22 protein-coding genes are annotated in these 25,175 nt (G+C 64.4%); 14 read left to right on the plus strand and 8 right to left on the minus strand.

The window, feature by feature from the left end:
- Complete coding sequence (locus KMZ29_RS18500) at positions 1-660, plus strand: pyroglutamyl-peptidase I (protein ID WP_215620569.1); 660 nt, start codon at positions 1-3, stop codon at positions 658-660.
- A 152-nt stretch (positions 661-812) separates the two neighbouring features.
- On the plus strand, positions 813-2,183 hold the full coding sequence (locus tag KMZ29_RS18505; RefSeq protein ID WP_215620570.1) for a TIGR03808 family TAT-translocated repetitive protein: 1,371 nt from the start codon (positions 813-815) through the stop codon (positions 2,181-2,183).
- A 33-nt stretch (positions 2,184-2,216) separates the two neighbouring features.
- Here KMZ29_RS18505 and KMZ29_RS18510 read toward each other — a convergent pair whose 3' ends face one another.
- Positions 2,217-3,755 carry a DHA2 family efflux MFS transporter permease subunit gene (locus tag KMZ29_RS18510; protein ID WP_215620571.1) on the minus strand — a complete coding sequence of 513 codons (1,539 nt, stop codon included), beginning with the start codon at positions 3,753-3,755 and terminating at the stop codon, positions 2,217-2,219.
- 82 nt (positions 3,756-3,837) lie between these two features.
- Between KMZ29_RS18510 and KMZ29_RS18515 the strand changes: the two genes are divergently transcribed.
- On the plus strand, positions 3,838-4,356 hold the full coding sequence (locus KMZ29_RS18515; RefSeq protein ID WP_215620572.1) for a MarR family winged helix-turn-helix transcriptional regulator: 519 nt from the start codon (positions 3,838-3,840) through the stop codon (positions 4,354-4,356).
- Positions 4,353-5,432: an HlyD family secretion protein gene (locus tag KMZ29_RS18520; protein WP_215620573.1), complete on the plus strand. Its 1,080-nt coding sequence runs from the start codon at positions 4,353-4,355 to the stop codon at positions 5,430-5,432. The genes KMZ29_RS18515 and KMZ29_RS18520 overlap by 4 nt, the downstream gene beginning before the upstream one ends.
- Positions 5,433-5,453: 21 nt before the next feature.
- On the opposite strand, the gene KMZ29_RS18525 is transcribed toward KMZ29_RS18520, so the two are convergent.
- The 4 genes from KMZ29_RS18525 to KMZ29_RS18540 form a co-directional block, all read right to left on the minus strand.
- Positions 5,454-5,918, minus strand: coding sequence for a TIGR03809 family protein (locus KMZ29_RS18525; protein WP_249779730.1), 465 nt, complete (start codon positions 5,916-5,918; stop codon positions 5,454-5,456).
- A 539-nt stretch (positions 5,919-6,457) separates the two neighbouring features.
- On the minus strand, positions 6,458-8,134 hold the full coding sequence (locus KMZ29_RS18530; RefSeq protein WP_369810031.1) for a S8 family serine peptidase: 1,677 nt from the start codon (positions 8,132-8,134) through the stop codon (positions 6,458-6,460).
- Positions 8,135-8,172: 38 nt separating this feature from the next.
- Positions 8,173-8,874: a hypothetical protein gene (locus KMZ29_RS18535; protein WP_215620575.1), complete on the minus strand. Its 702-nt coding sequence runs from the start codon at positions 8,872-8,874 to the stop codon at positions 8,173-8,175.
- The gene (locus tag KMZ29_RS18540; RefSeq protein WP_215606762.1) at positions 8,871-9,440 is read right to left on the minus strand and encodes a sigma-70 family RNA polymerase sigma factor; all 570 of its coding nucleotides are present in this window, start codon (positions 9,438-9,440) and stop codon (positions 8,871-8,873) included. The genes KMZ29_RS18535 and KMZ29_RS18540 overlap by 4 nt, the downstream gene beginning before the upstream one ends.
- 442 nt (positions 9,441-9,882) lie before the next feature.
- Here KMZ29_RS18540 and KMZ29_RS18545 point away from each other — a divergent pair, with 442 nt between their 5' ends.
- Together KMZ29_RS18545 and KMZ29_RS18550 are read left to right on the plus strand one after the other, a co-directional pair.
- Positions 9,883-11,031: a GGDEF domain-containing protein gene (locus KMZ29_RS18545; protein WP_215620576.1), complete on the plus strand. Its 1,149-nt coding sequence runs from the start codon at positions 9,883-9,885 to the stop codon at positions 11,029-11,031.
- Positions 11,032-11,097: 66 nt separating this feature from the next.
- The gene (locus KMZ29_RS18550) at positions 11,098-12,207 is read left to right on the plus strand and encodes a DUF2336 domain-containing protein (RefSeq protein ID WP_215620577.1); all 1,110 of its coding nucleotides are present in this window, start codon (positions 11,098-11,100) and stop codon (positions 12,205-12,207) included.
- A 34-nt stretch (positions 12,208-12,241) separates the two neighbouring features.
- Here KMZ29_RS18550 and KMZ29_RS18555 read toward each other — a convergent pair whose 3' ends face one another.
- Together KMZ29_RS18555 and KMZ29_RS18560 are read right to left on the minus strand one after the other, a co-directional pair.
- Positions 12,242-12,880, minus strand: a complete 639-nt coding sequence (locus tag KMZ29_RS18555) for an NrsF family protein (RefSeq protein ID WP_215620578.1) — start codon at positions 12,878-12,880, stop codon at positions 12,242-12,244.
- 2 nt (positions 12,881-12,882) lie between these two features.
- A complete protein-coding gene (locus tag KMZ29_RS18560) occupies positions 12,883-13,428 on the minus strand; it encodes a sigma-70 family RNA polymerase sigma factor (protein ID WP_215620579.1) in 546 nt (181 codons plus the stop codon).
- Positions 13,429-13,788: 360 nt separating this feature from the next.
- Between KMZ29_RS18560 and KMZ29_RS18565 the strand changes: the two genes are divergently transcribed.
- The 3 genes from KMZ29_RS18565 (at position 13,789) to KMZ29_RS18575 (ending at position 17,096) form a co-directional block, all read left to right on the plus strand.
- On the plus strand, positions 13,789-14,421 hold the full coding sequence (locus KMZ29_RS18565) for a hypothetical protein (protein ID WP_369810032.1): 633 nt from the start codon (positions 13,789-13,791) through the stop codon (positions 14,419-14,421).
- Positions 14,422-14,526: 105 nt separating this feature from the next.
- On the plus strand, positions 14,527-15,306 hold the full coding sequence (locus KMZ29_RS18570) for an enoyl-CoA hydratase (RefSeq protein WP_215620580.1): 780 nt from the start codon (positions 14,527-14,529) through the stop codon (positions 15,304-15,306).
- A gap of 377 nt (positions 15,307-15,683) precedes the next feature.
- Entirely contained in the window at positions 15,684-17,096 is a 1,413-nt protein-coding gene (locus KMZ29_RS18575; RefSeq protein ID WP_215620581.1) for a TolC family outer membrane protein, read from the plus strand.
- Here the strand turns inward: KMZ29_RS18575 and KMZ29_RS18580 are convergent.
- Positions 17,048-17,353, minus strand: coding sequence for a hypothetical protein (locus KMZ29_RS18580; protein WP_215620582.1), 306 nt, complete (start codon positions 17,351-17,353; stop codon positions 17,048-17,050). The genes KMZ29_RS18575 and KMZ29_RS18580 overlap by 49 nt on opposite strands.
- Positions 17,354-17,461: 108 nt before the next feature.
- On the opposite strand from KMZ29_RS18580, the gene KMZ29_RS18585 reads away from it, so the two are divergent.
- The 5 genes from KMZ29_RS18585 to KMZ29_RS18605 all read left to right on the plus strand — a co-directional run bounded on the left by KMZ29_RS18585 (position 17,462) and on the right by KMZ29_RS18605 (position 25,071).
- Positions 17,462-20,785 (plus strand): adenylate/guanylate cyclase domain-containing protein, encoded by a 3,324-nt coding sequence (locus KMZ29_RS18585; protein WP_215620583.1) that lies wholly within the window; start codon positions 17,462-17,464, stop codon positions 20,783-20,785.
- Positions 20,786-20,803: 18 nt separating this feature from the next.
- Positions 20,804-21,484, plus strand: a complete 681-nt coding sequence (locus tag KMZ29_RS18590; RefSeq protein ID WP_215620584.1) for a peroxiredoxin-like family protein — start codon at positions 20,804-20,806, stop codon at positions 21,482-21,484.
- Positions 21,485-21,882: 398 nt separating this feature from the next.
- Positions 21,883-23,355: an amidase gene (locus KMZ29_RS18595; protein ID WP_215620585.1), complete on the plus strand. Its 1,473-nt coding sequence runs from the start codon at positions 21,883-21,885 to the stop codon at positions 23,353-23,355.
- 94 nt (positions 23,356-23,449) lie between these two features.
- Entirely contained in the window at positions 23,450-24,364 is a 915-nt protein-coding gene (locus tag KMZ29_RS18600; RefSeq protein ID WP_215620586.1) for a hotdog domain-containing protein, read from the plus strand.
- A gap of 395 nt (positions 24,365-24,759) precedes the next feature.
- Positions 24,760-25,071 carry a hypothetical protein gene (locus KMZ29_RS18605; RefSeq protein WP_215620587.1) on the plus strand — a complete coding sequence of 104 codons (312 nt, stop codon included), beginning with the start codon at positions 24,760-24,762 and terminating at the stop codon, positions 25,069-25,071.
- The last annotated feature ends 104 nt before the right edge of the window (positions 25,072-25,175 follow it).

The following is a 25,175-nucleotide window of genomic DNA, read 5'->3' on the forward strand; positions in this document are numbered from 1 at the left end:
ATGAGCGACAAACTCCGCATTCTCATCACCGGCTTCGGCCCGTTTCCCGGCGCACCGTACAATCCGACTCAGCCGCTGGTGGCGCGGCTGCTGCGCCTGCGCCGGCCGGCGCTGGGCGATGTCGAACTGTCCGGCCACATCTTCCCCGTCACCTACAAGGCGGTCGACCGCGAGCTGCCGGAATTGCTGGCGGCGAAGAGGCCGCAGGCGCTGCTGAGTTTCGGCCTCGCCTCCCGCACGCCTTACGTCCGGGTCGAGACCCGCGCCCGCAACGCGGTCACCACGCTGTGGCCCGACGCCGATCATACCAGGGTGCGCAAGGGATCGATCGCCGGCGGCGCCGATGCCATGATGTTTGGTCCGCACACCGCAAGACTGTTGTGCACGGCGCTCGGCACCGGCGTCGATGCGCGCGCTTCGCGCGATGCCGGCAGCTACCTCTGCAACTATCTGAGCTGGCGCGCGATCGAGGCGACCTGCAGCGACAACGGTCTCCGCCTCGCCGCCTTCGTGCATGTGCCGCCGCTGGCGCGCGATGGCACGCAGCAACGCAAGGGCCCGGCGCGGCGCGTCACCCTGGAGGAACTGGTCGACGCCGGCGAAGCCATGCTGCTGGAGATGGTGAGGCTGGCGCGAAGGGCCGCGCGGGAGAACGCATGATCCCCTCGTTCCGCTCCCAGCGTGAGGTTAAGATTAACCCTACCCCCAACAATCGCCTTCTTCCGACCTCGCCTTCACCACGCTCCGCCGTATTTTTGCGTTACTCCAAACCTCGCGGACGCATGGCAATTACGTCTGCCGGAGACGCGATCATGGACGTCAATCGCCGCCATCTCATCGGAACAGCCGCCGCCGGTGCGGCGGGGGCGCTGGCAATGTCGTCTGACGCTGCGCGGGCGGCGCCGCCGACGTCGGCGCTTGGGCGCGACGTCACCCAATATGGCGTCCGGCCTGGCAATCCCGACGACCAGACCAAGGCTCTGCAGCGCGCGATCGACGAGGCGGCACGGGCGCAGGTCCCGCTGGCGCTGCCGCCGGGCGTCTATCGCACCGGAATGCTCCGCCTGCAAAGCGGAACGCAGCTCGTCGGTGTACGCGGCGCGACCAAACTGGTGTTCACCGGCGGCGCGTCGATGCTGCAGGGCGAAGGCGCCGGCAACATCGGCCTCACCAACATCACGCTCGATGGCGGCGGCATTCCGCTGCCGAAAAGGCGGGGGCTGGTGCATTGCCTTGGCGGCCGCGACATCCGCATCGTCGATTGCGAGATATCAGCCAGCGGCGGCAACGGCATCTGGTTCGAACAGGTCTCCGGCGATATCAGCGGCAACATCATCACGAGGTCGGCGACCACGGCGATCGTGTCGTTCGACGCGCTGGGCCTGCTGGTTTCTCGCAACACCATCCTAGGCACCAACGACAACGGCATCGAAATCCTGCGCACCGCCATCGGCGACGACGGTACGCTGGTGGCCGACAACCGCATCGAGGACATCAAGGCCGGCCCCGGCGGCTCCGGGCAATACGGCAACGCCATCAACGCGTTTCGTGCCGGCAACGTCATCGTACGCGGCAACCGCATCCGCAATTGCGATTATTCGGCCGTGCGCGGCAATTCGGCGTCCAACATCCAGATCATGGGCAATAGCGTCGCTGACGTCCGCGAGGTGGCGCTGTATTCCGAATTCGCCTTCGAGGGCGCCGTGATCGCCAACAACACCGTGGACGGCGCGGCTTTAGGTGTTTCGGTGTGCAATTTCAACGAGGGCGGCCGCATCGCGGTAGTCCAGGGCAATATCATTCGCAACCTGCTGCCGAAGCGCCCGATCGGCACTGCACCGGACGACGATGCCGGCATCGGCATCTATGTCGAGGCCGATACTTCGGTCACCGGCAACGTGATCGAGAACGCACCCTCGTTCGGGATCATCGCCGGCTGGGGCAAATATCTGCGCGACGTCGTGATATCGGGCAATGTGATCCGCAAAGCCTTCGCCGGCGTCGGCGTATCGGTGGCGCCGGGCGCCGGCACCGCGCTGGTCAACAGCAACATGATCTCGGAAACGCCGCGCGGCGCCGTGGTCGGGCTCGATCACGCCCGGCCGATCACGCCGGATCTGTCCGCCGAGGGCGCGCAACGCTTTGCCCAGGTGGTGGTGGGAACGAACGCGGTGCGGAGGTAGAGCCTTCGTCGCCCCCCCAAAGCGCGTGACACCTCAAGACACGACGGTCCTCCGGCGCCGGACCATCAGGACGAAAACGACCGCGAGCGCCGACGTCACCGTGTACATCGTGAACGCATTGAGATAGCCGATCATCGCCGACTGGCGGGCGATCTCCTTCGCGACCCTGGCGAGGCCCGGCACGGTGTCGAAGTTCCATGCCCCCGTCAGGCCCGGCGTGGTGAGCGCCCGGTTATAGGGCGTGATCATCTCGGTCATGCGGCTGTAATTGGCGCCGGTCGTGCGCACGATCTCGGCGATCGACAGCGAGATGAAGAAGCTCGAGCCAATGTTGCGCAGCAGGTGGAAGATCGAGGACGCTTCGGCGTAGTCCTTCGCCTCCAGGGTGTCGAACGCCACCACCGTAATCGGCACCCAGACGACGCCGACGGCCAAGCCCTGAATGGCGCTGTTGATGACCAGGATCTCCATCGTCACATTGAGATCGAACGTCAGCATCCACAGGCCGGCCACGGTTTGCAGACCGAAGCCAAAGGCCATGCTGATGCGCGGATCGATCCGGCTCATGAAGCCCGCGGCAAGGAAGCCCACCAGCATTCCCATGCCGCGGGATCCGATCACCTGCCCGACCAGCGCATCGGAAAATCCGACATGCTGCTGCAGCAGCGGCGGCAACAACACCATCGGCGTGAAGTTCAACATGCCGTAGATCGTCACCAGCGCGAGTCCGATCGAATAGTTGCGGTCGGTCAGCAGCTTCAGGTTCAGGAACGGCGCGCGGGCGCCGAGGCTGTGCACGATGAATACGTAGAATGCGATAGCCGCGACCAGGCACTCGATCACGATTTCCGTCGAATTGAACCAGTCCAGCCGCACGCCGCGCGCGAGCACGAGCTGCACGGCGGCAAGCGCGGTAGCAAGCGCGAGGAAGCCGGTCCAGTCGAAGCGAACCTTCACCAGCCGCGTGGTGGACGGCAGGGTCAAGCTCATGCCGATCGTGGCGCAGATGCCGATCGGCACCAGCATGTAGAACGACCAGCGCCAGCTATGGATCTCGGCGAGATAGCCGCCGAAAATCGGACCGAAAACCGGCGCGACCGCGACCGCCATCCCGAAGATCGACATCACCATCGTATGCTGGTGGCGCGGGAAGGTGTCGAACAGGATCGACTGCGACAGCGGCACCACCGGCGCGCCCGCGCCGCCCTGAAGGATCCGCCACAACACCAGCATTTCGAGCGATTGCGCCATCCCGCACAGCATCGTTGCGACCGTGAAACAGGCAATCGAGTACACCACGACGCGCTTGGTGCCGAAGCGGGACACCAGCCAGCCGGTCATCGGCGTCACCACCGCGGTCGCGAGAATGTTGAACGTCATCGCCCAGGCGATCTCGTCCTGGGTGGCCGACATCGCGCCCTGCATCTGCGGCAGGATGGTCGATGTCGTCAGCAGCGCCGTGCCGTAGAGCGAGGACCCCAACACCACGGTAGCCAGCGTCAGATAACGCTGCGCCGCGGACATGGTCCTGGCCGGTCCCTCGGTATCGATGCTTGCGGAGCTCGAGGTCATGTCCCTGCGATCGAAAGATAATAACCTAGCTTACCAATTAAATAGCCTAGCTTACTAATTCGCCGGCGGCTACAATTGCCGCATGCCGAACACCGACGAATACATTGGTGTCGTGATCTCGGACGTCGCCCGCCTTTTGCGGACGGAGTTCGATCGCCGCGTGCGCCGGCTCGGGATCACCCGTGGGCAATGGCTGGTGCTGACCCGGCTGCACCGCCATCCGGGTGCATCGCTTTCGGAGCTTGCCGAGATGATGGAGGTGGAGAAGGCGACGGCGGGCCGCATGATCGACCGGCTGGTGGCCAATGGCTGGGTTGCGCGCCGGATCCAGCGTGACGACCGGCGCGTCAAGCGGGTCTTCCTCACGCCGGAAGCCGAGCGGGTGCACAAGCGGATCTGGCGCGTCGCCGAGGCAACGGTCGAGGACGCCCTCGTCAGTCTTTCCATGCGGGAGAGCAAGCAACTGATGACGTTGCTGCAGCGCGTCAAGAAGACCCTGGTTACTGCGGTGGATGACGCCCAGCCAGGGAGCGCTAGGGTTGCCGGCCGAAAACCCGTGCTGCGTGCCGGGCGCGGTCACAATGGGAAGGCCGCGCCATGATGAAGCGCCTGCGACCCTGGGCACTGGTGGGCGTGCCGGTACTCGTCCTTCTCGGCGCCCTGATTGTCTGGCTGCAGGGTGGCCGATACGCTTCGACCGAGAACGCCTACGTCAAGGCGGACATCACCCAGGTCGCCAGCGAAGTGCCCGGCCGGATTGTCGACGTGCGCGTTCGGGACCATGCGGTCGTCGCAGCAGGTGACGTGCTGTTGCGTCTCGATCCCGCGGCCTACCAGCTTGCCCTGGCGAAGGCCGAAGCCGAGATCGATTCCGCGCGCGCCGCCGTCGAGCAACTCAAGGTGAGCCTGCGCGAGATTCGGGCCGAGGCCACCGAGGCCGAGAACAAATTGTTGTATCTTCAAACCCAGGCCAAACGTCATCGCGATCTGTCCGGCCGCGGCGTCACTTCGACGGCCAGGGTCGAGCAGGCCAACAGCGAGGAACAGGAGGGGCAGGACCGCCTCGCGGTGCTGCAGCAGCGCATCGCACGTGTGGAAGCCGCACTCGGCGGAAAGCCGGACAGGCCGACCGACCAATATGCGGCGGTCCGCGAAAAGCAGGCGCTGCGCGATCGCGCGGCCCTGGATCTCGCCTATACGGAGATCAAGGCTCCGCGCGCCGGCGTGGTCGTCAATTTCAGGCTTCAGCTCGGCGAGCAGGTCAAGGCGCAGACGCCGCTATTCGCGCTCGTCACCGACCGCCGGCCCTGGCTCGAAGCCAACTTCAAGGAAACAGACCTGACCCACGTGGCCGTCGGACAGAAGGCAAAGGTCATCCTCGACATGCACCCCGACATCACCTGGGATGCCGAAGTGGAAAGCATCAGTCCGGCGACCGGCGCCGAGTTCGCGATCCTGCCGGCGCAGAATGCCTCGGGCAACTGGGTGAAGGTAGTGCAGCGCCTGCCGGTGCGGCTGCGGCTGATAGAGCGGCCGGGCGAGCCGCCGTTGCGCGCCGGCATGACCGCCTATGTCAGCATCGATACCGGGCGCACACGCAAGCTCTCCAGCATATTTGGCAGCGGCGCTGCGGTTGCAGCGCGCCCCGATCTGCAGGAGACGACCAAGACGGAATAGTGGGCTTACCCGTACGGCGCCCTACAGCGCGTTGCGGAGCAGCGGATAGCGCTGCTCGATCGCGGCACTATCCAGCGTCGGCTCCGGAGCACTCTGCATCGCTGCCACCAATGGCGCGTCTTCAGCACAAACCAGATCGCTTTCCACGAGAGTCGGAACAGCGGACAGCAGCGGCTCGTCCAGGATTTTCAGCGGCTGCGGCGAAGCGGCCTGATCACGCACCATCTCGCGGCGCGGCGGCGGCGCCTTGCTGCGGCCGAGCCATGACATGTCGATGGCGGAATTGTCGAATGACGCCTCGCGCGTCGACAGGCTGCGCCAGGTTTCGACCGCTGTCTTGGCCTCCTGGATATTTTCGAGGAATGCGAGTTCGCTGTGATAGCGGCGCCAACGGCCGGTCTCGAACAGCTCGGTCAGGTATTCCAGCCGCCGTTCGGCGAGATTGCACCAGCGCGCGACGACGTCGCGGCCATCTGCCACGTCCATTCGATGTGTCATGAGCCAGCCCGCAAGGAGAAAAACGGACGCGGACGCAACGAAACGAATCAGTCAAACGTGACAGAGATATTTTGTGGAAAACCTTAACGAAGTCTAGCGAGAGACGTTATTCAACCGCAGGCAGCGGCAGAAAACCGTACTGATGCGGGGTTTTCCGCTCTTTCCACGGTCAAGACACATCGGGGCATAGCCAGGCTGCGGGTTTCCGGTGCCCTGGGGAGCGCCCGCCTCTATCCTCCGATTTCACCGGGCTGAAAGTTTTCCGGATAGTGCCCGCAAAAAACGGCGCCAGAAACGAAAGACCCGTCCGGGGGGACAACCGGACGGGTCAAGCCATATGGGCGCTTGGGGTGGATGGGCGCTCGCGCCGAATACAGCCTCGATGGGGAGGGATAACCGCTCCCACATATATAGGTCGCAGCAGGGTCGCCGGACGTTCAAACCGTCGCGCGATTTTTTTAACTTTCTTGCCTGGTTCTGGGACGGAAAATCTATTGTGCGGCAGGGCGATTGGGCTCGCCGGCGGCCTATTTATCCGACGCCATGGCGGCTGCCGGCTGGTCCAGCGCCCGCGTCGCGGGAATTTCCTGCCGGTCCGGAACTTTCTCGGTCGCAGGCGGGGGCGAAGCCGATGCGACCGGAACCGCCGGGGCGCTGGCAGCCGAGACCGCGGCAAAGGCATCGGCTTCGCCGGCGCCGAATTGATCGTCGCGGCCGGGACTGCCCAGATCCCGTGCAGTCTTGATCAGGATGGCGCGCACTTCGCCGGGCTTCAACGCAGGATTGCGCTCCAGCATCAGGGCCACGAGGCCGCTGACATAGGCAGCGGAAAACGAGGTGCCGGAACTCATCTGGTATTTTTCGTCCGGCGCCGGCAGGAAGATATCGACGCCGGGCGCGGCGACCGCGATGTGGCTGCCGCGGTTCGATGCGGCGAATAGCTTGTCATGGGCGTCGGTGGCGCTGACCGCAATCACATTGCTGTTGGCTGCCGGAAACAGCGGCGGCGATTTCGGCCCGGCGTTGCCGGAGGCCGCGACCATCACGATGTCCCTCGCAGCCGTGGCGTTGATACCGCGCTCGATCAACGGATCCTTCGGACCGGCGAAGCTCATATTGATGATCTGCGCCCCGTGCAGGGCGGCGTAGTTGAGCGCCTTCAGGATCACGAAGGTCGTGCTTTCGGCGCCGTTCTGCGCCACGCCGAAGGCGCGGATGCCCAATATCCTCGCTTGCGGAGCGCTTCCCATCAACCGCGCATGCGACACGATCGCGCCGGCGATACCGGTGCCGTGGACATGCGGGCCTTCCTTGCTGCCGAGCGCGTCGAAATTGTCCGCAACGGCGTTCAGGAGTTCCGGGTGTCTTTCGTCGATTCCGGAATCGATCACGGCGATGGTGACATTGGCGCCGCTGGCCAGCGCATGGGCCTGCGGCAATCGAAGTTTTGCCAGCGCATATTGCGCCGGATCGCCCTCAGTCAATACCGTCTTGCGGTCCTGCAGCAGAAAGCGGAAATTCAGCTGCACCGAGCGAACGCCGGCGGCGCCCGCGAAAGCGCGGCGTACCGTCTCCACCGGGCGGCGGTCGGTGATGCGGAACAGGCCGATGATCGCGCCTATCAGCGGAAAATTCTGCGATTCGACGTGCACCAGGCCATACCGCCGCGCCAGCGCATCGGCCTGCACGTCGGACAGCGAGCCGTCGATCTCGGCCACGAATTCGCCCGGGATCGTGCTCGGGTTGAGCGCTGCCAGCGGTGTATTGCGGCTCGCGCCGCCGTTCTTGCCGTTCTTGGTGGATTTGCCGGCGCCGCCGCCATCTGCCGACGAGACCGGCTTGCCCTGACATTCGCCGCTGCTGGCGCGATAGGCGTAGCTGCAGGCCGACGAAAGATTCGGCGAATAGCGCGCATTGGGAAGCGTCGATGTCACCCCGATGCGCGGCGTCGCCCTCATCGTGACGTCGGGTCGCCCTCTGTCAACTCCCGTCACCGTCCTGCCCGCGACGTTAGGATCGATCCGTGGCGTCACCGTCGGATTGATGGTCGGTATCCTCGGCTGAATGTTGAGGTTGGGCGTGCGCATGACGCTTTGCGCCTGGACCGCCGGGATATCAGGGTACGCACACGACAAGGCGATCGCGCTCACTGCCAGCGCCGCCCGCCACGCCTTCATCAGCCAATTCGCATGATCGTGGAGCATGAGGCCTCGGGTTTACGCAGTATCGCGGATACTGCCGCCTATGGCGCAGCCACCGCGAGACTGACAATCTTCTCGCGCTGCAACCGGCTCAACAGCGCAGCAGCCTCATCCTTGCCCATCGCACTGTTGCCGAATTGCAGCCGGAACAGGCCGCCCTTGGCGCCGTCGACGATCGAGGCCTGATAGCTGTCGAGCAGCGCGGTGATGTCGGCGATACGCGCGTCGGGCACAAACCGCACCAGCGCACGCGGCGGCGGCGCCGGCGCCGCCAGATCGCGGGTGACAGGCGTGTTGGTGCTCAACGACGCCGTCTGGAACGAGGAGGTCTGGTTCTTCACCAGCACGGCGCCGATCACGCCGGCCTGCAGCAGCAGCGCCAGCGCGCCCAGGCTTGTCGACCAGGCCAGTGTCCGCGGCGACAGGCTCGCGAAGAATTCCGCGATCCGCGCCGAAATATTGAGCGACACCGAGGGGGTGCGCGCCGGCTCGCCGTCGATCGCGGCGAACAGCTTCTGCATGGCACGCGCGGACGGCGCGCCGAGGCTCTCGTTGAGGGAAATGGTTTCAGCGTATTCTTCCCGGATCGCGGCATATTGCCGGGCGAGCGCGGGGTCGCGCGCGAGCGCTTCGTCGACGCGGCGGGAATCGCGCACGTTCAGGGTGCCGGCCGCATGCCATGGCAACAGCATCTCGATCTCGCTGGGCTCTTGATCCAGCATTTGCCTGCTCAATGCCATCATGGCCAACCCCGTTCTATGCCGGCTGCCTTCAGCAAATCGGCCAGTTTCTTGCGCGCATAAAACAAGCGCGTCTTCACGGTGTTCTCGGGTATCCCGACGATTTCAGCGACCTCTTCCACGGATTTCTCGTGGTAGTAGACGAGATCGACGATCTCCCGATGCTCCGACGAAAGTGCGGTGAGGCACTTGCGCAACGCTTCACTGGTATCCTTCTTCTGCACCGCCACTTCGGGATCGTCGGACGTATCCTCGATCGCGTTGGCGGCCTCGTCATCCAGTTCACCGTCCTTCCTGCGCCGCAGCGCAGACAGGGCCTTGAATCGCGTAATTGCCAGCAGCCAGGTGGAAACGGCGGATCGACCTTCGAACTTGCCGGCCTGACGCCACACATCGAGGAACACCTCGCTGATGAGGTCCTCCGCAACCTGTTCATCCCGAACGAGCCGGAGCCCGAAACGGAACACCCTGACATGGTGCCTTCCGTACAGCACCTGCATGGCGAGCCGGTCGCCTTGAGCGATCCGAGCGATCAGGACATCGTCCGAAGCCGCCTGTGTCGCACTCAATGGCCGTCTCGCAAGGTTGGTCGGATTGGGTTGGCGGGTGGTTCGATGGGAAAGGCAAGATTCTTCAAATTGTCGCAAGTCCGCGGCTTCAACTGTGACATACCCCACAGAAGACCACAGCCGCGCAACGATCGCACGCAGCGAGGCGAACGAAACCAGGCAAATGGTATCATAATACCGAAAATCTCTCTTCGTCCGGGCGACCATCCACTGGTGACCTTAGCAAGGCTTTGCCGGCAAAGCAGCATCAGCGCACCGCGCCTGCGCCAGCCGGTTCCCAGTCGATTCGAGCGACTGGCATAACCTACCCGGATCCAGCCAATTTCCATTGCAAAACAAGGACAATAGCTGCCCATCGGGACTCCGGGTTCCGTCCCGAAAGATACCAAACCTAAAGGCTTGCTCCCTAAGATTTCGCCTACTCCATTTCATGCGGCGGGACATGAGCAGCGCAGCTTCATCGCTTCAAGGCCAGAGGACTGACGGGACGCCTGCGCTCGCCGGCAGGCTGACACCGGACGCGCTGAGACGCCGTGCCGGCCAGCGCCGTCAGATGTTCGTGGCGCAGGCCGTGAGTTATTCGCTCGGCGGGCTCGTCCTGCTGATCTATTCCTACGCGGGTACGGTCCCGATCATCATTCCATCCAGCTATTTCCTGTCCGGCCTGACCCTGACGGGTGTTTTTGCCGTGCTGTCGGAAGCCCACTTCAACGACAGGTTTGAGGATCACTATCTCACGATCTCCCAGATCGCCTGCAACGTCGCGCTGCAGCTCGGTTTCCTGATGGTAGCCCCCGAGATCGGATATGCGTTTCTGAGCGTACTTTTCCTCATCTTCGGATTTGGCGCGCTGCGGATGACCTCGTGGCAGGCAGCCATTGCCTGGACCCTTACGGCGCTGGGCGTGGCTCCGATTTTTCTGTTTACCGACGTTCCGATCGGAATGCCGGTCTCAACTCCCATGGAACGCCTGGCCGCGATGCTCGCCTTCGTCCTCACGATCGGACAGTGTGCGTTTGTGGGCCTCTACGGCAGCTCGATGCGAATGATGCTCTACAAGCGCGGTGTCGAGCTCAAGGCAGCCAACAAGCGCATCGAGGAACTCGCCGAGCTCGACGAGCTGACCGGCTCGTTCAACCGCCGTTGCATCATGCGGGTGCTGGATGACGAGGTCGCCCGCGCCCATCGCAGCAAGGCGCCCTGCTCGGTCGCCCTGATTGATCTCGACTGGTTCAAGCGCATCAACGATGCCTATGGCCACCCCACCGGCGACGAAGTGCTCAGGACATTCGCCATCACCGTGTTCGCGAACCTCCGCGCCATTGACAAGTTCGGCCGTTATGGCGGCGAGGAATTCCTGCTGGTGCTTCCCGATACGCCCGATGACAGTGCCGCTCGCATCCTCGACCGGCTGCGCGCGATCATCGCCGATCTCGACTGGAGCGCGTTCTCGCCCGGCATGCGGGTGACGATCTCCGCCGGCGTCGCGACGCTGAAGCCGAATGAGACGCCCGACGCCATTCTCGCGCGCGCCGACAGCGCGCTTTACGCAGCCAAGGCACAGGGACGCAATCGCATCGCCAGCGCCTGATCTCAAATACCCTCCCGGGGACGGAGAAACCGTCGCCATATTACATATACGCTCCAGGATAGAGTCATGGGTTCGAAGTCCGCCGCCAATACCGAAAGTCTGCTCGACGAACTGCAGACCACGCTCGCACATGGGACCGTCGCGCGCCGGGTCGAGACGCTGCGAAAGGTAACCGATCTCTTCATCAACGGCGCGGTGGATTATTCGGACGAACAGATCGGACTGTTCGACGACGTCTTCCAGTGCCTGATGGAGCACATCGAGACCTCCGCCAGGGCGCTGCTGGCCAATCGCCTCGCGCCGATCGACACCGCCCCGACCGGCACCATTCGCGCGCTGGCGTTCGACGACATCATCGAAGTCGCGGCTCCGGTACTGTCGAGATCGGAGCGCCTCGACGACGAAACGCTGATCGAGACCGCGCGCAACAAGAGCCAGGCGCACTTGCTGGCGATTTCGATACGACGGGTGCTGAGCGGCGCGGTAACCGACGTGCTGGTACTGCGCGGCAATGACGAGGTGATCCACAGCACCGTCAACAATCCCGGCGCTGAATTCTCCGAGCGGGGCTTCACCCGGCTGGTGCATCGCGCCGAGGGCGACGACAGCCTCGCGACCTGCCTCGGCATGCGCCCGACGATTCCGCGGCATCTCTACCTGAAGCTGATCGCCAAGGCGTCAGCGACGGTGCGCGAGCGCCTCGAAGCCGCCCACCCGCGGCAGGCGGGGGAAGTGCCGACCGCGGTGCGGGAAGCGACGCGGCGCGCACGTTCGGCGCCCGTGGCGATCACCAAGCAAACCGAGATCACTCACGCACTGATCAAGTCGCTCTACGCGGACGGCCGGCTCGACGAGTTCCAGGTGGCAACGTTTGCCGAGGCCGGCAAATTCGACGAAACCAACGCGGCACTCGCGGCACTCGCCAACGTGCCGGTTGCGATCGCGGAAGACATGATGCTGGAAACCCGCGCCGAGGGCGTGATGATCCTCGCCAAGGTCGGGGGGTTGTCGTGGTCGACGGTGAAGGCGATCATCAACATGCGCGGCGACCTCTCGGGGACGGAACCAGCCGACCTTCAGACCTGCAAGGCCACCTATGAGCGGTTGCGGCCTTCGACCGCGCAGCAGGTGCTGCGCTTCCACCGCATGCAGCAAAATGCGTCGCCGGCGGCATAGACATTCGGCGTCGTCCCGGCGGACGCCGGGGCTGCTAGAACCGCAGCACCCGCGATCCCGCCAGCGCGCCGATCGCGGTGACCATGGCGGTGGCGATCGTGTACCAAGTCGCCACGAACAGCGGTGAATCGTCGATGCAGTGCGCGGCGTAGAGCGTCGCCGCCAGACCCGCCGACAACAGGCCTGCGATCGCGCCGGCGACCGCGGGCCGTGCCGGCGCGCCGTGACGCAAGCCGATCAGCGCCGCCGCCAGCAACGGCAGCGACAGCAGCGGAATGGCCGTCAGACAGACCATCGAATTGCGGCCGACCAGCCGCGTCATGACAGGCAGCCGCTGCGGCATCATCATCTCGCTTGCGATCCCGGCGACGAGAAGCCCGGCCGGAATCAGCAGCAGCCATCCCCAGCCCTGCAGCGAGGCTTCCGGCCGCGACAGATGCAGGCTGATGGCGATGGCCGAGATCGCCAGCGCCAGCGTCACCGCAAACTTCAGGTCGAAGAACGGATTGCGCATCGCGGTCATGACATCCGGCCTGACGCCGAGCTCGGCGACGAACATCGCCACCGAAACCGGCGCCGCCGACAGCAGCGCCAAGGCCAGCACCCACCCGACCGGACGCGCGCGGTGCGCGTTGTCGGCGGCGAGGATACGAATGAGCTGTTCGGTCTCCATTCTCATTGTCCCCGTAGTTTGGCGGTGAGGCTGGCAAGCCCGCGATGCAGCGCCACACGCACCGCGCCCTCGCTCATCGCGAATTTCTTCGCCGTGTCCTTGATCGAGGCGCTTTCGACCGCAATCGACTGCAGCACGTCGCGCTGACGCGCCGGCAGCGACTGGAGCTGGGCCGCGACCTCGCTCGCCGGAGCGGTCTCCGCAGCCGGCTCGCCGGGAAGCAACTCGGCGAAATCGTCGATGTTGACGAAAACCCGCCGGCCGCGGCGGCGCAGCGCATCGATCAGCTTGTTGCGGGCGATCGCAAACAGCCATGGCGCGAACGGGGCGTCGGCGTCCCAAGTATGCCGCTTCAAATGCACCGCCAACAGAATGTCCTGCACGATGTCCTCGGATTGATCGACCGGTTGACCTGCCCGCGACAGACCGCGACGCGCCGCGGCCCGGAGCACCGGCGTGACGGCCTTCAGCAGGCGATGATACGCCGCACTATCGCCTGCAATGGCCGACCGCATCAGGCCGGTCCATTCGTCCTCACGTTCGCGCACGCGCGCTCCTGCATTGCAATTCGGTCGAACTTTCAATTTGTTACGCCGGAAAGCCGAAATCACGAAATCGTGATCAAGGCTTCGGCGGCGGCCGGAGTCCGCCCCCCGCATTCCGGGAATCGCGACCACGAATTCCGCACCTCGCAGGCTCATAACACCGATCGTTTCCGCTCGCACCCGCCGCACCGATGGCATGACGTTTCGCATATCCATGCCGGCGTGCTGCGCACCCGGCACAGCCTCCCCGTTGCCCTGCTTTCGCCCGGTCCAGCCCGAAGATTCCCTTTTTTTGCCCCGCTGCGGACACGCCTCAGGGTCTCATTTCGCTCGTTGGGGGCGGGCATATGGGGAGATTGCCAGATGATCATCAAAGCCAGCGGGCGCTCGGCGTTGATCCTCGTTACTGGGCTGTTCGTGTGTTTCGCGGGGCCGTCGCAGGCGGCGCCGGACGCTGACAAGGCGACCGCGAGTTCAAGATCCGAAAGCGCCAAGGCGGCGACTGCTGCGAACAGCAAGCAGGCCAAACGCAGCGCGCGCTCCTGGAAGAAATACGCGCAGCGGAAATCCAGCAGGGCCGCACTGAAATCCTCGGCGGGCAAGAAGGCGACCGACGACGCCGACAACAGCGTCGATAGCTCGGCCAAGATCCCGCCTTCGGTTGCCAACGCCAACGCCCAACTGGCATCCACCGAAGCGCCGGCCGACAGCGCCAGGGCGATGTCCGCAAAGGCCACCACGATCCTGCAGGCTGCCGCGGACAAGCCGGCCGACAGCCAGGTGGTCTCCGCCGATCAGCTCAACGACCTCGACCGCGCATTGCAGGAGAGCAGGCCGCCCGCACCAACCCTGGCGCTGGCCTCGGCCGAGCCGCCCACCCTGGCCAGCAGCAAGGAAGACTCCACCTGGGACCGGACCTCACTGATCGGGAAAATCTTCATCGGCTTCGGCGCGCTGCTGACGATGGCCTCCGCCGCGCGCATGTTCATGGCGTGACGCGGCGCCTTGGCGCTGCGTCGCGTCCGGGACACGGACATCACCCCACTTGAAGCGCCCCCCGCCAGCGGGCACATTGCCCGCGAAATCAGGCACGGGGTAACCATGAGCACGTTCGAACACATCATCGTCGAAAGCAAAGGCGCGGTCGGCATCATCACGCTGAACCGTCCGAAGATGCTCAATGCGCTGTCTTTCGACGTGTTCAGGGAGATCGCCGCCGCGGTCGACGATCTCGAGGCCGACGACGGAATCGGATGCATCGTGCTGACCGGCAGCGAAAAGGCCTTCGCGGCGGGCGCCGATATCAAGGAAATGCAGCCGAAGACCTTCATCGACATGTTTTCCAGCGATTTCGCCGCCGTCGGCGGCGACCGCGTCGCCAATTGCCGCAAGCCGACGATTGCCGCCGTCAGCGGCTATGCGCTGGGCGGCGGCTGCGAACTGGCCATGATGTGCGACATCATCATCGCCGCGGACACCGCCAAATTCGGTCAGCCGGAGATCACGCTCGGCACCATTCCCGGCATCGGCGGAACGCAGCGGCTGACGCGCGCGGTCGGCAAATCCAAGGCGATGGACCTCTGCCTCACCGGCCGGATGATGGATGCCGCCGAGGCGGAACGCTCGGGCCTGGTCAGCCGCGTCGTGCCCGCAGACAAATTGATGGCGGAAGCGCTGGCGGCGGCGGAAAAGATCGCCGCGATGTCGCGTCCGGCGGCGGCCATGGCCAAGGAAGCCATCAACCGCGCCTTCGAGACGCCGCTGTCGGAAGGCATGAACGTCGAGCGCAATCTGTTTCACGCGACCTTCGCGCTGGAGGACCGCTCCGAAGGCATGGCGGCGTTCATCGAGAAGCGCAAGCCGGTGAACAAGAACAGGTAACCGCGCAGTTTCCCGCTTGTCGTCCCCGCGAACCGGGCCGTGCAAGAACCACCCTTTGGTGCTGGATTTTGCGAGGCAGAGATTGATTCGGGGGCGAGATGGCACACGCGGAAGGCCAGTCGCGATATCAGGCGACGCTGTATCCGGAGACATTGGACGAGGTGATCGCCCGGCATCTGCTCACGGTTTGCATACCAGTCCTCCAGCCGCTTCCGGTGCGGGCATCCGGGCTCGAACCGCAACACCTCTCCGGAATGAGTTGAAAGTCCACCGTTTTCCCGCGCGGCAGTTTGCCTGTGGCGTCCGCGCGCTCTAAACAGGTAAGGGTGTCGAAGGCGTCGGCGGGGGCGGACGGCCGGGGGTTGTAGCGGGATCACATGGTTGGGCGTGCCGCTAGAGTTGGCCACGTGGGAAGGCGCGTGCTTCGATCGGGCATTTGTCTTGGCGTGGCGCTGTGTTTTGCCGCTACCGCGGCTCGGGGCGAAGCCCTCCCGGAGGCCCTGGCCAAGGCCTATCAGTCCAATCCGCAGCTCAATGCCGAACGGGCGCGGCAGCGGGCTACCGACGAGAACGTGCCGCAGGCGCTGGCGGGTTACCGGCCGCAAATCGTCGCCAGCCTCAGCGGCGGCCTGCAGGCGGTGCGCAACCTGCTGCCGGACAATACGGTTCAATCGGCGACCCTGAAACCCTGGACCATCGGGGTGACGGTGACCCAGACGCTGTTCAACGGATTCAAGACCGCCAACAGCGTCCGGGTGGCGGAACTGCAGGTGCAGTCCGGCCGCGAAGCGCTGCGCAATGTCGGCCAGGGCGTGCTGCTCGACGCCGTCACCGCCTACACCAACGTGCTGGCCAATCAGTCGCTGGTCGCAGCGCAGCGCTCCAACGTCGCCTTCCTGCGGGAAACCCTCAGCATCACCCAGAAACGCCTCAACGCCGGCGACGTGACGCCGACCGACACCGCGCAGGCCGAAGCACGGCTCAACCGGGGCCTTGCGGATCTCAACGCCGCCGAGGTCAGCCTCGCCATCAGCCAGGCGACCTACACCCAGGTGATCGGAAATCCGCCGGCGGAATTGCGCCCCGCCGAAACCGTGGACCGCTATCTGCCGCGCAGCCGCGACGACGCCACCGGCCTCGCCTTCAAGGGCCATCCCGCCGTGCTTGCCGCCGGTTTCGACGTCGATGTCGCCTCGACCACCATCCGCGTCGCCGAGAGCAGCCTGCTGCCCACCATCACCCTGCAGGGCAGTGCCAGCCGCAGCAGCCAGGCAGACCCGACGCTGGGCACATTCGGGACCGATCAAGCCTCCATCCTCGGCCAGATGAACGCGCCGATCTACGATGGCGGCGCGGGGGCATCGCAGACCCGACAGGCCAAGGAACTGGCAGCGCAAAGCCGGCTGGTGCTCGATCAGGTCCGCAATCAGGCGCGCACCGCGGCGGTCGGCGCGTGGGTCGCCAATGAAGGCGCCAAGATCGCGGTGACGGCATCGGAGTCCGAAGTGCGCGCCGCGACCGTCGCACTGCAGGGGGTGCAGAAGGAAGCGCAAGGCGGCCAGCGCACCACCGTCGACGTGCTGAACTCGCAGCAGGATCTGATCTCGGCGAAGGCCCGGCTGATCGGCGCGCAGCGCGATCGCGTGATCGCCTCCTACACGCTGCTCAGCGCGATCGGCAGGCTCGACGTCAAGACGCTTGGGCTCAATACGCCGGACTACCTGCCTGAAGTGCACTATCATCAGGTGCGCGACGCCTGGCACGGCCTGCGCACGCCGTCAGGGCAGTAAGGCTGGTCCCTCAGCCGGCCGAAACGGCCAATCTGGCTGCGCACCGCGCGCATCGAATTGCCGAGGCCGCAGCGGAGCGCGAATTTCATCAGCGTTGCCGGCGTTGCCGGGCCAGCGAGACCGGCGATCAGCAGGATACGGCTGACGTCAGCCTCGCTGCGCAACCGCGTCAGAAAGTCGCCGAGCATTTCGCGCGCGGCGATATGCGGGACCGGATTGTAACCGGTGCGGCGCAGCGCGGTAAAGGCAGCAACCACCGCTTGCTCTTCCGGCGCTGCGAGCCCATTCTTGCCAGGGATCCAGGACCCGATCGATAAGGTCCGGGATCAGATCGCGCCATCGCGGCTCCCGCGAGGTATTGATCCATGAACTGCTCCGGTTGCGGTTTCGAGGTTCAGAGCGGCTTTGCTTTCTGTCCGAAATGCGGGGTGAAGCAACCGAATGCGTGCCCCGGCTGCGGCCATGCGTGCGCACCGGATTTTACGTATTGCCCGAAATGCGGCGCCCAGATCGACGACGCCGTTAAAGCCGGCAACCGACGGAAGCCGTCGTCTCCGACGATTCCGACGACGGTCCCGATTGGGGCCCAGCCACCAGCGCCGATGCCGGACCCGATTGCCGCGACCGAGCGAGGACACCGCAGGGCAGACACCGAAGCCAACCGCCGGACCATTACCGTGCTGTTTGCGGACCTCAGTGGCTTTACCACCATGAGCGAGCAACTCGACCCGGAAGTCATGCAGACTCTTCAAAACGAATTGTTCGAGGAATTGACGGCAGCGGTGCAAAGTTTTGGCGGCTTCGTGGACAAATTCATCGGCGATGCGCTGCTCGCGCTGTTTGGTGCGCCGGCCGCGCACGAAGACGACCCTGAGCGGGCGGTTCGCGCGGCCCTCGACATGATCAAGCGGACGGCGCAGCTCGGAGAACGTTCGCAGATATACGCCGGTTCGCCGCTCATGCTCCATATCGGCATCAACACCGGGCACGTGGTTGCGGGTGGGCTCGGTGCGGGGGTCGCCAAGTCCTATTCAGTGACCGGCGATACGGTGAATACCGCCCAACGATTGCAGTCGATGGCACCTCCGGGCGAGGTGCTGGTGGGGCCACTGACCCACCGCCTTACCCGCCATGCATTTTCGTATGAATCACTTGGCGACGTTACGCTCCGCGGCAAGATGGGCAGCGTGCTGGTCCATCGTCTGAAGGGGCCGCTCGACACGCCGCGTGCGGCACGAGGACTCGAAATACTGGGCCTGAGCGCGCCGCTGATCGGGCGCGACGCCGAGATTGCCCGCATGATCGGGAGCCTCGATCTGGCGTGTGGCGGAACTGCTCAACTGATGCGCCTGGTTGGCGAAGCCGGCATCGGAAAATCTCGCCTGGTGGATGAATTCGTTACCCGCACCCGTGATGAGGACCGCTTCGCAGGCGTGGCAATCCGGCGGGCGGTCTGCTCGCCGCTGGGTGAGCAATCCTACGGTACTCTTGCCGCGGTGCTGTGCAGTGCTTATGGCATCGCGCACAAGGCTTCGGCGGTAGAGGCGCAGGCCAAGCTGACCGAAGCGCTGTCGGAGCTTGGCCTGGCGGCCGAAGAGATCGAGCGCCTGATGCCCCTCTACTTCCACGTTCTCGGTCTCGGCGACCCCGACGAGGCCCTGCAACATGTCGAGCCGGAACAACTCCGGCGACAGATTTTTTTCGCAATCCGCACAGTGTTCGAACGGCGTCTGGCCCTGTCGCCCCTCCTGATCATTGTGGAAGACCTGCACTGGGCCGATGCCGCGTCGCTCGAGGCGCTGCGGTTCCTGATGGATCGGCTGGAGCGCCGACGGCTGATGCTATTGTTCACGCACCGGCCAATGCTTGAAATGGATCAACTCGATTCAAGTCGAATTAGCCACACAATACTCCGGCTGGCGCCCCTCGGCGCCGCTGACGGGCAAAGGCTGCTCGCGGCGTTGTTCGGTCTCGGTTGCAACGAATTATCCGGCAATCTATCCAATCGAATCCTTGAACGCGCGAGCGGGAATCCGCTGTTCATCGAAGAAATCATACGCGGTCTCATCGAAGCCGGCGTTTTGGAACGCGACGGCTCGCACTGGCAGATCAAGTCCGATGAGGCGGCCGCCGACATTCCGGCGAGCATTCAGGCGTTGTTGCTCGCGCGCGTGGATCGGCTACCACACGTGGTGCGCAGGTTGGCGCAGGAGGCAGCAGTCATCGGGCCGCGCTTCGATGCTTCCCTTCTCGGCGCCACGGCGACCGACCCGGCGAAAGTAGAGGCAGGGCTTGAACTGCTGTGCGACGCCGAGATTATCGAGGAGATCTCGGGCGCGAATTCGATTTCGCTGCAATCCTACCGTTTCACGCAAACCATGCTTCAGGATGTAATCTACCAAAACCTGCTTCTGCAGCGGCGCATCGAGATGCATGGCCGGATCGGTGCCGCTCTGGAGCGGTTGTATGGAGATGATCCCGAGCGGCTCGAAGACCTCATACTGCTGGGACATCATTTCAGCCTCAGCGCGAGCAAGCCGAAGGGCGCACGCTACCTGAGCGCGGCCGGCGATCGAGCACGCGCGACTTACGCCAACGACGACGCCATCCGTCTCTATCAGCAGGCGCTCGCCGTCTTGTTGACCGCCGGCGATCAAGGACCGGAACGGCTCGTGCTGTACGAGCGAATAGCCGATCTGTGCCGGGCGGCCGGCCGTCGGAACACGGCCGACGAACATTACCAGACGGTGTTGGAGGCCCACCGCGCTTCCGGGAACCGCGCCGCCGCAGCGCGAATACTTCGCAAGCTTGGCCAGTTGCTGTGGGACGCCGGCAAACGAAACAAGGCGGAGGCGCATTACGCCGAGGCGGCTGCGCTGCTTGAAGGGACCGATGCGCCGATCGAGTGGGCGCACCTCTTGCAGGAGCGCGGCCATCTCGCGTTTCGCATGGGCGATCACGCGGCGGCTGCGAGATGGGCAGACGAGGCGCTTGGCTACGCTCAATCCGTGCCGCCGGATCTGGATGAGCAGACTAGACTCGAGGCGGCGCGCGCCACTGCAGAGGCTCTCAATACCAAAGGGGTTGCGCTGGCGCGGCTGGGACGGAGCCGGGAGGCCGTATGCGAGGTGGAGCGAAGCGTCGCGGCTGCCGAAGCCGCCGGCCTTCTCAGCGCAGCCTGCCGCGGTTACACCAATCTTGGCGTGCTCTACACCATGGTCGATCCGGCGCGAGCCATCGAGGTGTGCCGGCGCGGCCTCGATGTGGCGCGTCGGATCGGCGATCTCGGCTTTCAGGCGCGGCTTCTTGCCAATCTCGCCGTCGCCTGCTGCACTTTCACGGACAGGTGCGCCGAGGAAGGCGTGCCGGCTGCCGAAAAGGCGATCGAACTCGACCGCGCGCTGGATCAGCGCGAGCATCTCGCCGTGCCGTTGATCGTGTTGGGGCAAATCTATCAATGCCATTGCCAGCCGGAACTGGCCGCCCGCTGCTACCATGAGGCAATCGAGGTGGCGCAGGAAACAGGCGAGCCGCAACAGCTCTTTCCATGCTATGATGGGCTGGCGACGCTGAACCTCGATCGAGGCGATATGCCGGAGGCCGAGCGGTATTTCGCCCTGGCACACGACGTCTGCGCCCGGCACGGGCTTGATCCCCAGGGGCTGATCGTATTGCCGTTTCTTGATTAGCAAGCAAAGGAGGTCACCATGACCGAACTTCATGTCGATGGGCCACTCCAGCCGGGCGACCGCGCACCGAACATCGTGCTGGACGCGATCACACGCCAGGGCAAGATCGCACTGGATGACTTTCGCGGCCACAGCCCGATATTGGTCGGCTTGTTTCGAGGCCTGCATTGCCCATTCTGCCGGCGCCATATCGCGGCCCAGGCGCAACTTGACGTCGCCCTGCGCGAGAAAGGCATCGAAAGTCTCACGGTGGTCAATACGCCGATCGAGCGTGCGCGGCTCTATTTCCGTTACCATCCGTTGCCCAACCTGCTCGCCGCGTCCGATCCCGAGCGCATCTCGCACCGCGCGTTCGGCTTGCCCAATCTCGAGTTCACCGAGAGCGAAACCGAATGGCCGCGCAAGATGGGCATGAACGCGGTGATGAGCATGCGGATGGCATTGCCGGGCGAACTGCCGGAGCCGATGGATCCGATAGCGGCGGCTGATGTCCTCAACGCAAAAGACGGCTACGAAATGACGGAAGCCGATCAGCGCATGGCCGCAACGGGCACAGGCCAGCTGTTCGGTCAGTTCCTGCTCGACCGGGAGGGGATCGTGCGCTGGAGCTTTACCGAAGTTCCCGAAGGCGGCCGTCGCATGTTCGGAGCGCCGACGTCGCAGGAACTGATGTCGGCCGCCTCCCAGGTTGCGGGCTAGGCGCCGTAGCGTCTTTTCGGTGCGCGATCCTGCTGCAAGCAGCACCAGGCCTATCGCGCGATAAGCATGTTTGCTCGCAGTGGTTCCTGTCGTGCGTTTCGTCTGAAACGTTCAGCATGATGTTCTCCCCTCGGCTGACATTTCCCGAGCTGGGTTGTAACCACGTCCAGAGTGCGACTCGCGGAGCCGGACGGTTCGCAGCCAAAGCTGACATCGCATCGTGAGGTCCAGACTTCGGCTCTTGACTCAAAGCGGACTTCCATCGCGATCCCGATCAAACGCAGGTTGTTTCAAGGCGGGTGACGCGAACCGCCTGAGCCGGATTCCCGTGCATCTCAATTGATTGACTTGCCATGATGCGAAACTAAGGTGGCGCCGCACCGAAGGGATTGAATCGCATGACTTTGCCGATGAGCTGGAACGATTGGGCGCAGCACGACGGAGTGGCGCTGGCCGCGCGCGTCAGGAAGGGCGAGCTGACGGCAAAGGAATTGGCAAGTCAGGCGGCCGCGGGCATCGCCAAGGTCGATCCGGCGCTGTCGGGAGTGGTCGAGGTCTTCGAGGACGCGATCGCCGATCCCGGCAAGGACACCAATCTCGCGGGGCCCTTTGCCGGCCTGCCTTTCCTGATGAAGGATCTGGGCCCGACGATGAAGGGGCGTTTGCAGGAAATGGGCTCGCTGCTGATGCGCGGCAATCGCGCCACCGCCGATACTTTCCTGACGGCGAAGATGCGCCAGGCGGGACTCAACCTGATCGGACGGACGACCACACCGGAGTTCGGAGTTTGCAGTTCGGCAGACAATCCCGCCGTCTACGTTACGCGCAACCCGTGGAACACGGACTACACGACATGCGGATCATCCGCCGGCAGCGCCGCCATGGTCGCGGCGGGCGTCGTACCGATCGCGCATGCCACTGACGGCGGAGGCTCGATCCGCATTCCGGCCGGGGTCAACGGAAACATCGGTCTCAAGGTTTCACGGGGAGTGTTCTCGCTCGCACCGCATCTTTCGGATTTGACGGGGCTGGTATCGATCCAGGGCTGCCAGTCGCGTTCGGTACGCGATACCGCTGTTTTCGTGGACGCATGCCGGGGTCCCGCATCAGGCGAATTCATGCCGTTCTGGACCTCACCGGAGCCCTACCAGGATATGATCAAGCGTGATCCGGGACCGCTCAAGATCGCGCTCTCGCACCAGTGGGGCGACTATCGGGCGACACCGCAGATCGCATCGGAGCTCGAAAGAGTCGGGCGATTCCTCGAAGGCCTCGGCCATCGCGTGGATTATGCGTTGCCCGCTATCGACTATCGCGCCGCCTTCGACGCCCAGACCACCTGCTACATCAGCAATTTTGCGGTCGTGATCGGCAACATGCTCGCGGCACGCGGGCTGGACCGGCCGCCGGCGGATCTCGTCGAGCCCGTCAACATACGGATCTGGGAAGCTGGCCGGCACACGTCGTTTGCCGAGCGGGCGCGCATGCAAGCGGTCTTCAACACCACCTCCCGCGGCTTCGGGACGTTTTTCGAGGAATGGGATATCATCCTGACGCCGATCACCGCGCTGCCGACGCCGAAAGTCGGCACCGTCGAATACCTGACGATATCGGACAATCCATCGGTGCTGGATTGGTTCGGCAATCTATGGCGCAACTTCGCCTTCACGCCGCTCGCCAATCTGTGCGGGATTCCCGCGATCTCGCTGCCGCTGGCGGAACATGAGAATGGGTTGCCGCTCGGCATACAAGCTCAGGCCAGGCAGGCCAACGATGGGCTGCTGCTGCAGCTGGCGGCGCAGATCGAGCGGGCGGTCGGCGGCCAGTGGAATTCCGGACGGAAGCCCAGGGTGCACGTGGCGAATGGCTGAATGGCAGGCGCACCCAATCCCGCTCCAGAGAAACGTTCCCGGAGCGAGGCGCGCCATCTCTTGCTCACTTCGCAATATGCTCTAGAACGCCGGCATGTCCAAAACACCGATACTCAATACGCCGCTGCCGTTTGACGAACTGGCCGAAGCCATCCAGGGCCGCCGCTCCGTCTATGGTTACATCAGCGGACTTCGGCTCGACCGCGCCGCCCCTGGCGAAGCCTGGTCGAGCCTGCCGTACCGCCCCGTCTTCGTCGGCGACACCGGGACCGGCGTTCTTCACGGCGGCGTCGTCACCGCCATGCTCGACGAGAGCTGCGGCATGGCCGTCCAGCTCGCGCTCGATGGGACGCGCGCGATCGCCACGCTCGACCTGCGCATCGACTATCAGAAGCCCGCAACGCCCGGCCTCGACATCAAGGCGCATTCGTTTTGCTCCCGCGTAACCCGCTCGATCGCCTTCGTGCGCTCGACGGCCTACCAGGAATCCGAGGACGATCCCGTCGCCACTGCAACAGCCTGCTTCATGATCGGCGCGAACCGGACCAACATGCTTCGGGACCGTGCGATGGAGGATCGCGCGCTGCCGACGCTCGAAGCGCCGGAGGATCCGACCGGCCCATTCGCCCAAAGCCCCTTTGCGCGTTGTCTCGGCATCCGCATCGGCGAGGATGGCACGCTGGTCATGCCCTTCTCGCCGAGGATCATCGGCAATCCGATCCTGCCCGCCATCCACGGCGGCATGACCGGCGCCTTCCTCGAAACGGCCGCGATCGTGGGCGTGACGCGCGAACTCGGAGTGTCGCCGCCGAAGCCGATCGGCCTCACGATCAATTATTTGCGTTCCGGCCGTGCGCTGGACAGCCACGCCAATGTGTCGATCGTCAAGCAGGGTCGGCGCGTCGTCGCTTTCGAGGCGCAGGCCTGGCAGGACGACCGGGCCAAGCCCATCGCCTCGGCGTTCGGTCATTTCATGCTGAGGCAGGCGCCGGGCGTGGATGAGGAATAGGCCTGTCCAGGCGATTGCGCGCCGTCTCGACAGGCTTCGGCATCCCGGCACATCGATAGGACAGCAACGCTGGCTTGATCGATATCATCGCGCATGACAGCATTCGCGCCATCGGGGATCGTTGGTCCGACACACTGGCAACGCACCGCGCCTCATTTCAGTGAGACCGTGCGTCCCATGGCGTGGTTAGGCACGGTTACGTTCGACGCAGCTCGACGCAGCACACCTCCACGCAAACACCACGCAACGGCAAGCCGTCAGGGTCATCTCTCTGGCGGCTTGCGTGTGGGTATCGCCTTGTTTCGCAGCGAAGGATGGCCGCATCGACACCACGCAACCCAAGGCATCACTCGATAACTGGCATGTGAAAGCAGGAAACCAAAGGGGACCTTGCCATGGCGAATATCGAAGAAACTCCGCGCAAGTGCATTTTGAAGGCAGGCTCAACGACGCTTACGCTCGACAAGGAGTCCGGCAAGGCAACGCTGCAGCAGAAGATGCTGCTGTGGAACAAGAAGCCTGTCGAGTTCGCTCTCTCCGATATCGACGACATCGCGGTGAAGTCGGACGTGGACGGCCTTTCCGGCGCGGCAATCCATCACAGCGTCTTGCACAGGCGCACCGGCGAGATCACCGTCCTGACGACCGAGGAAGCCAAGGACGCCGCCGAAACGGTGAAAAAGCTGCGTGGATTTGCTGGACTGTAGGGTTCAGGAGCAAAACGGTTCACCGTCATTGCGAACACCTCTAATGTCGTCATCCGCGAAAGCGGATGATCCAGTACTCCGGGACTTCACGGTTCAATCTCAAG

This window comes from Bradyrhizobium sediminis, from assembly GCF_018736085.1.
GTDB classification, from domain to species: Bacteria; Pseudomonadota; Alphaproteobacteria; order Rhizobiales; family Xanthobacteraceae; genus Bradyrhizobium; species Bradyrhizobium sediminis.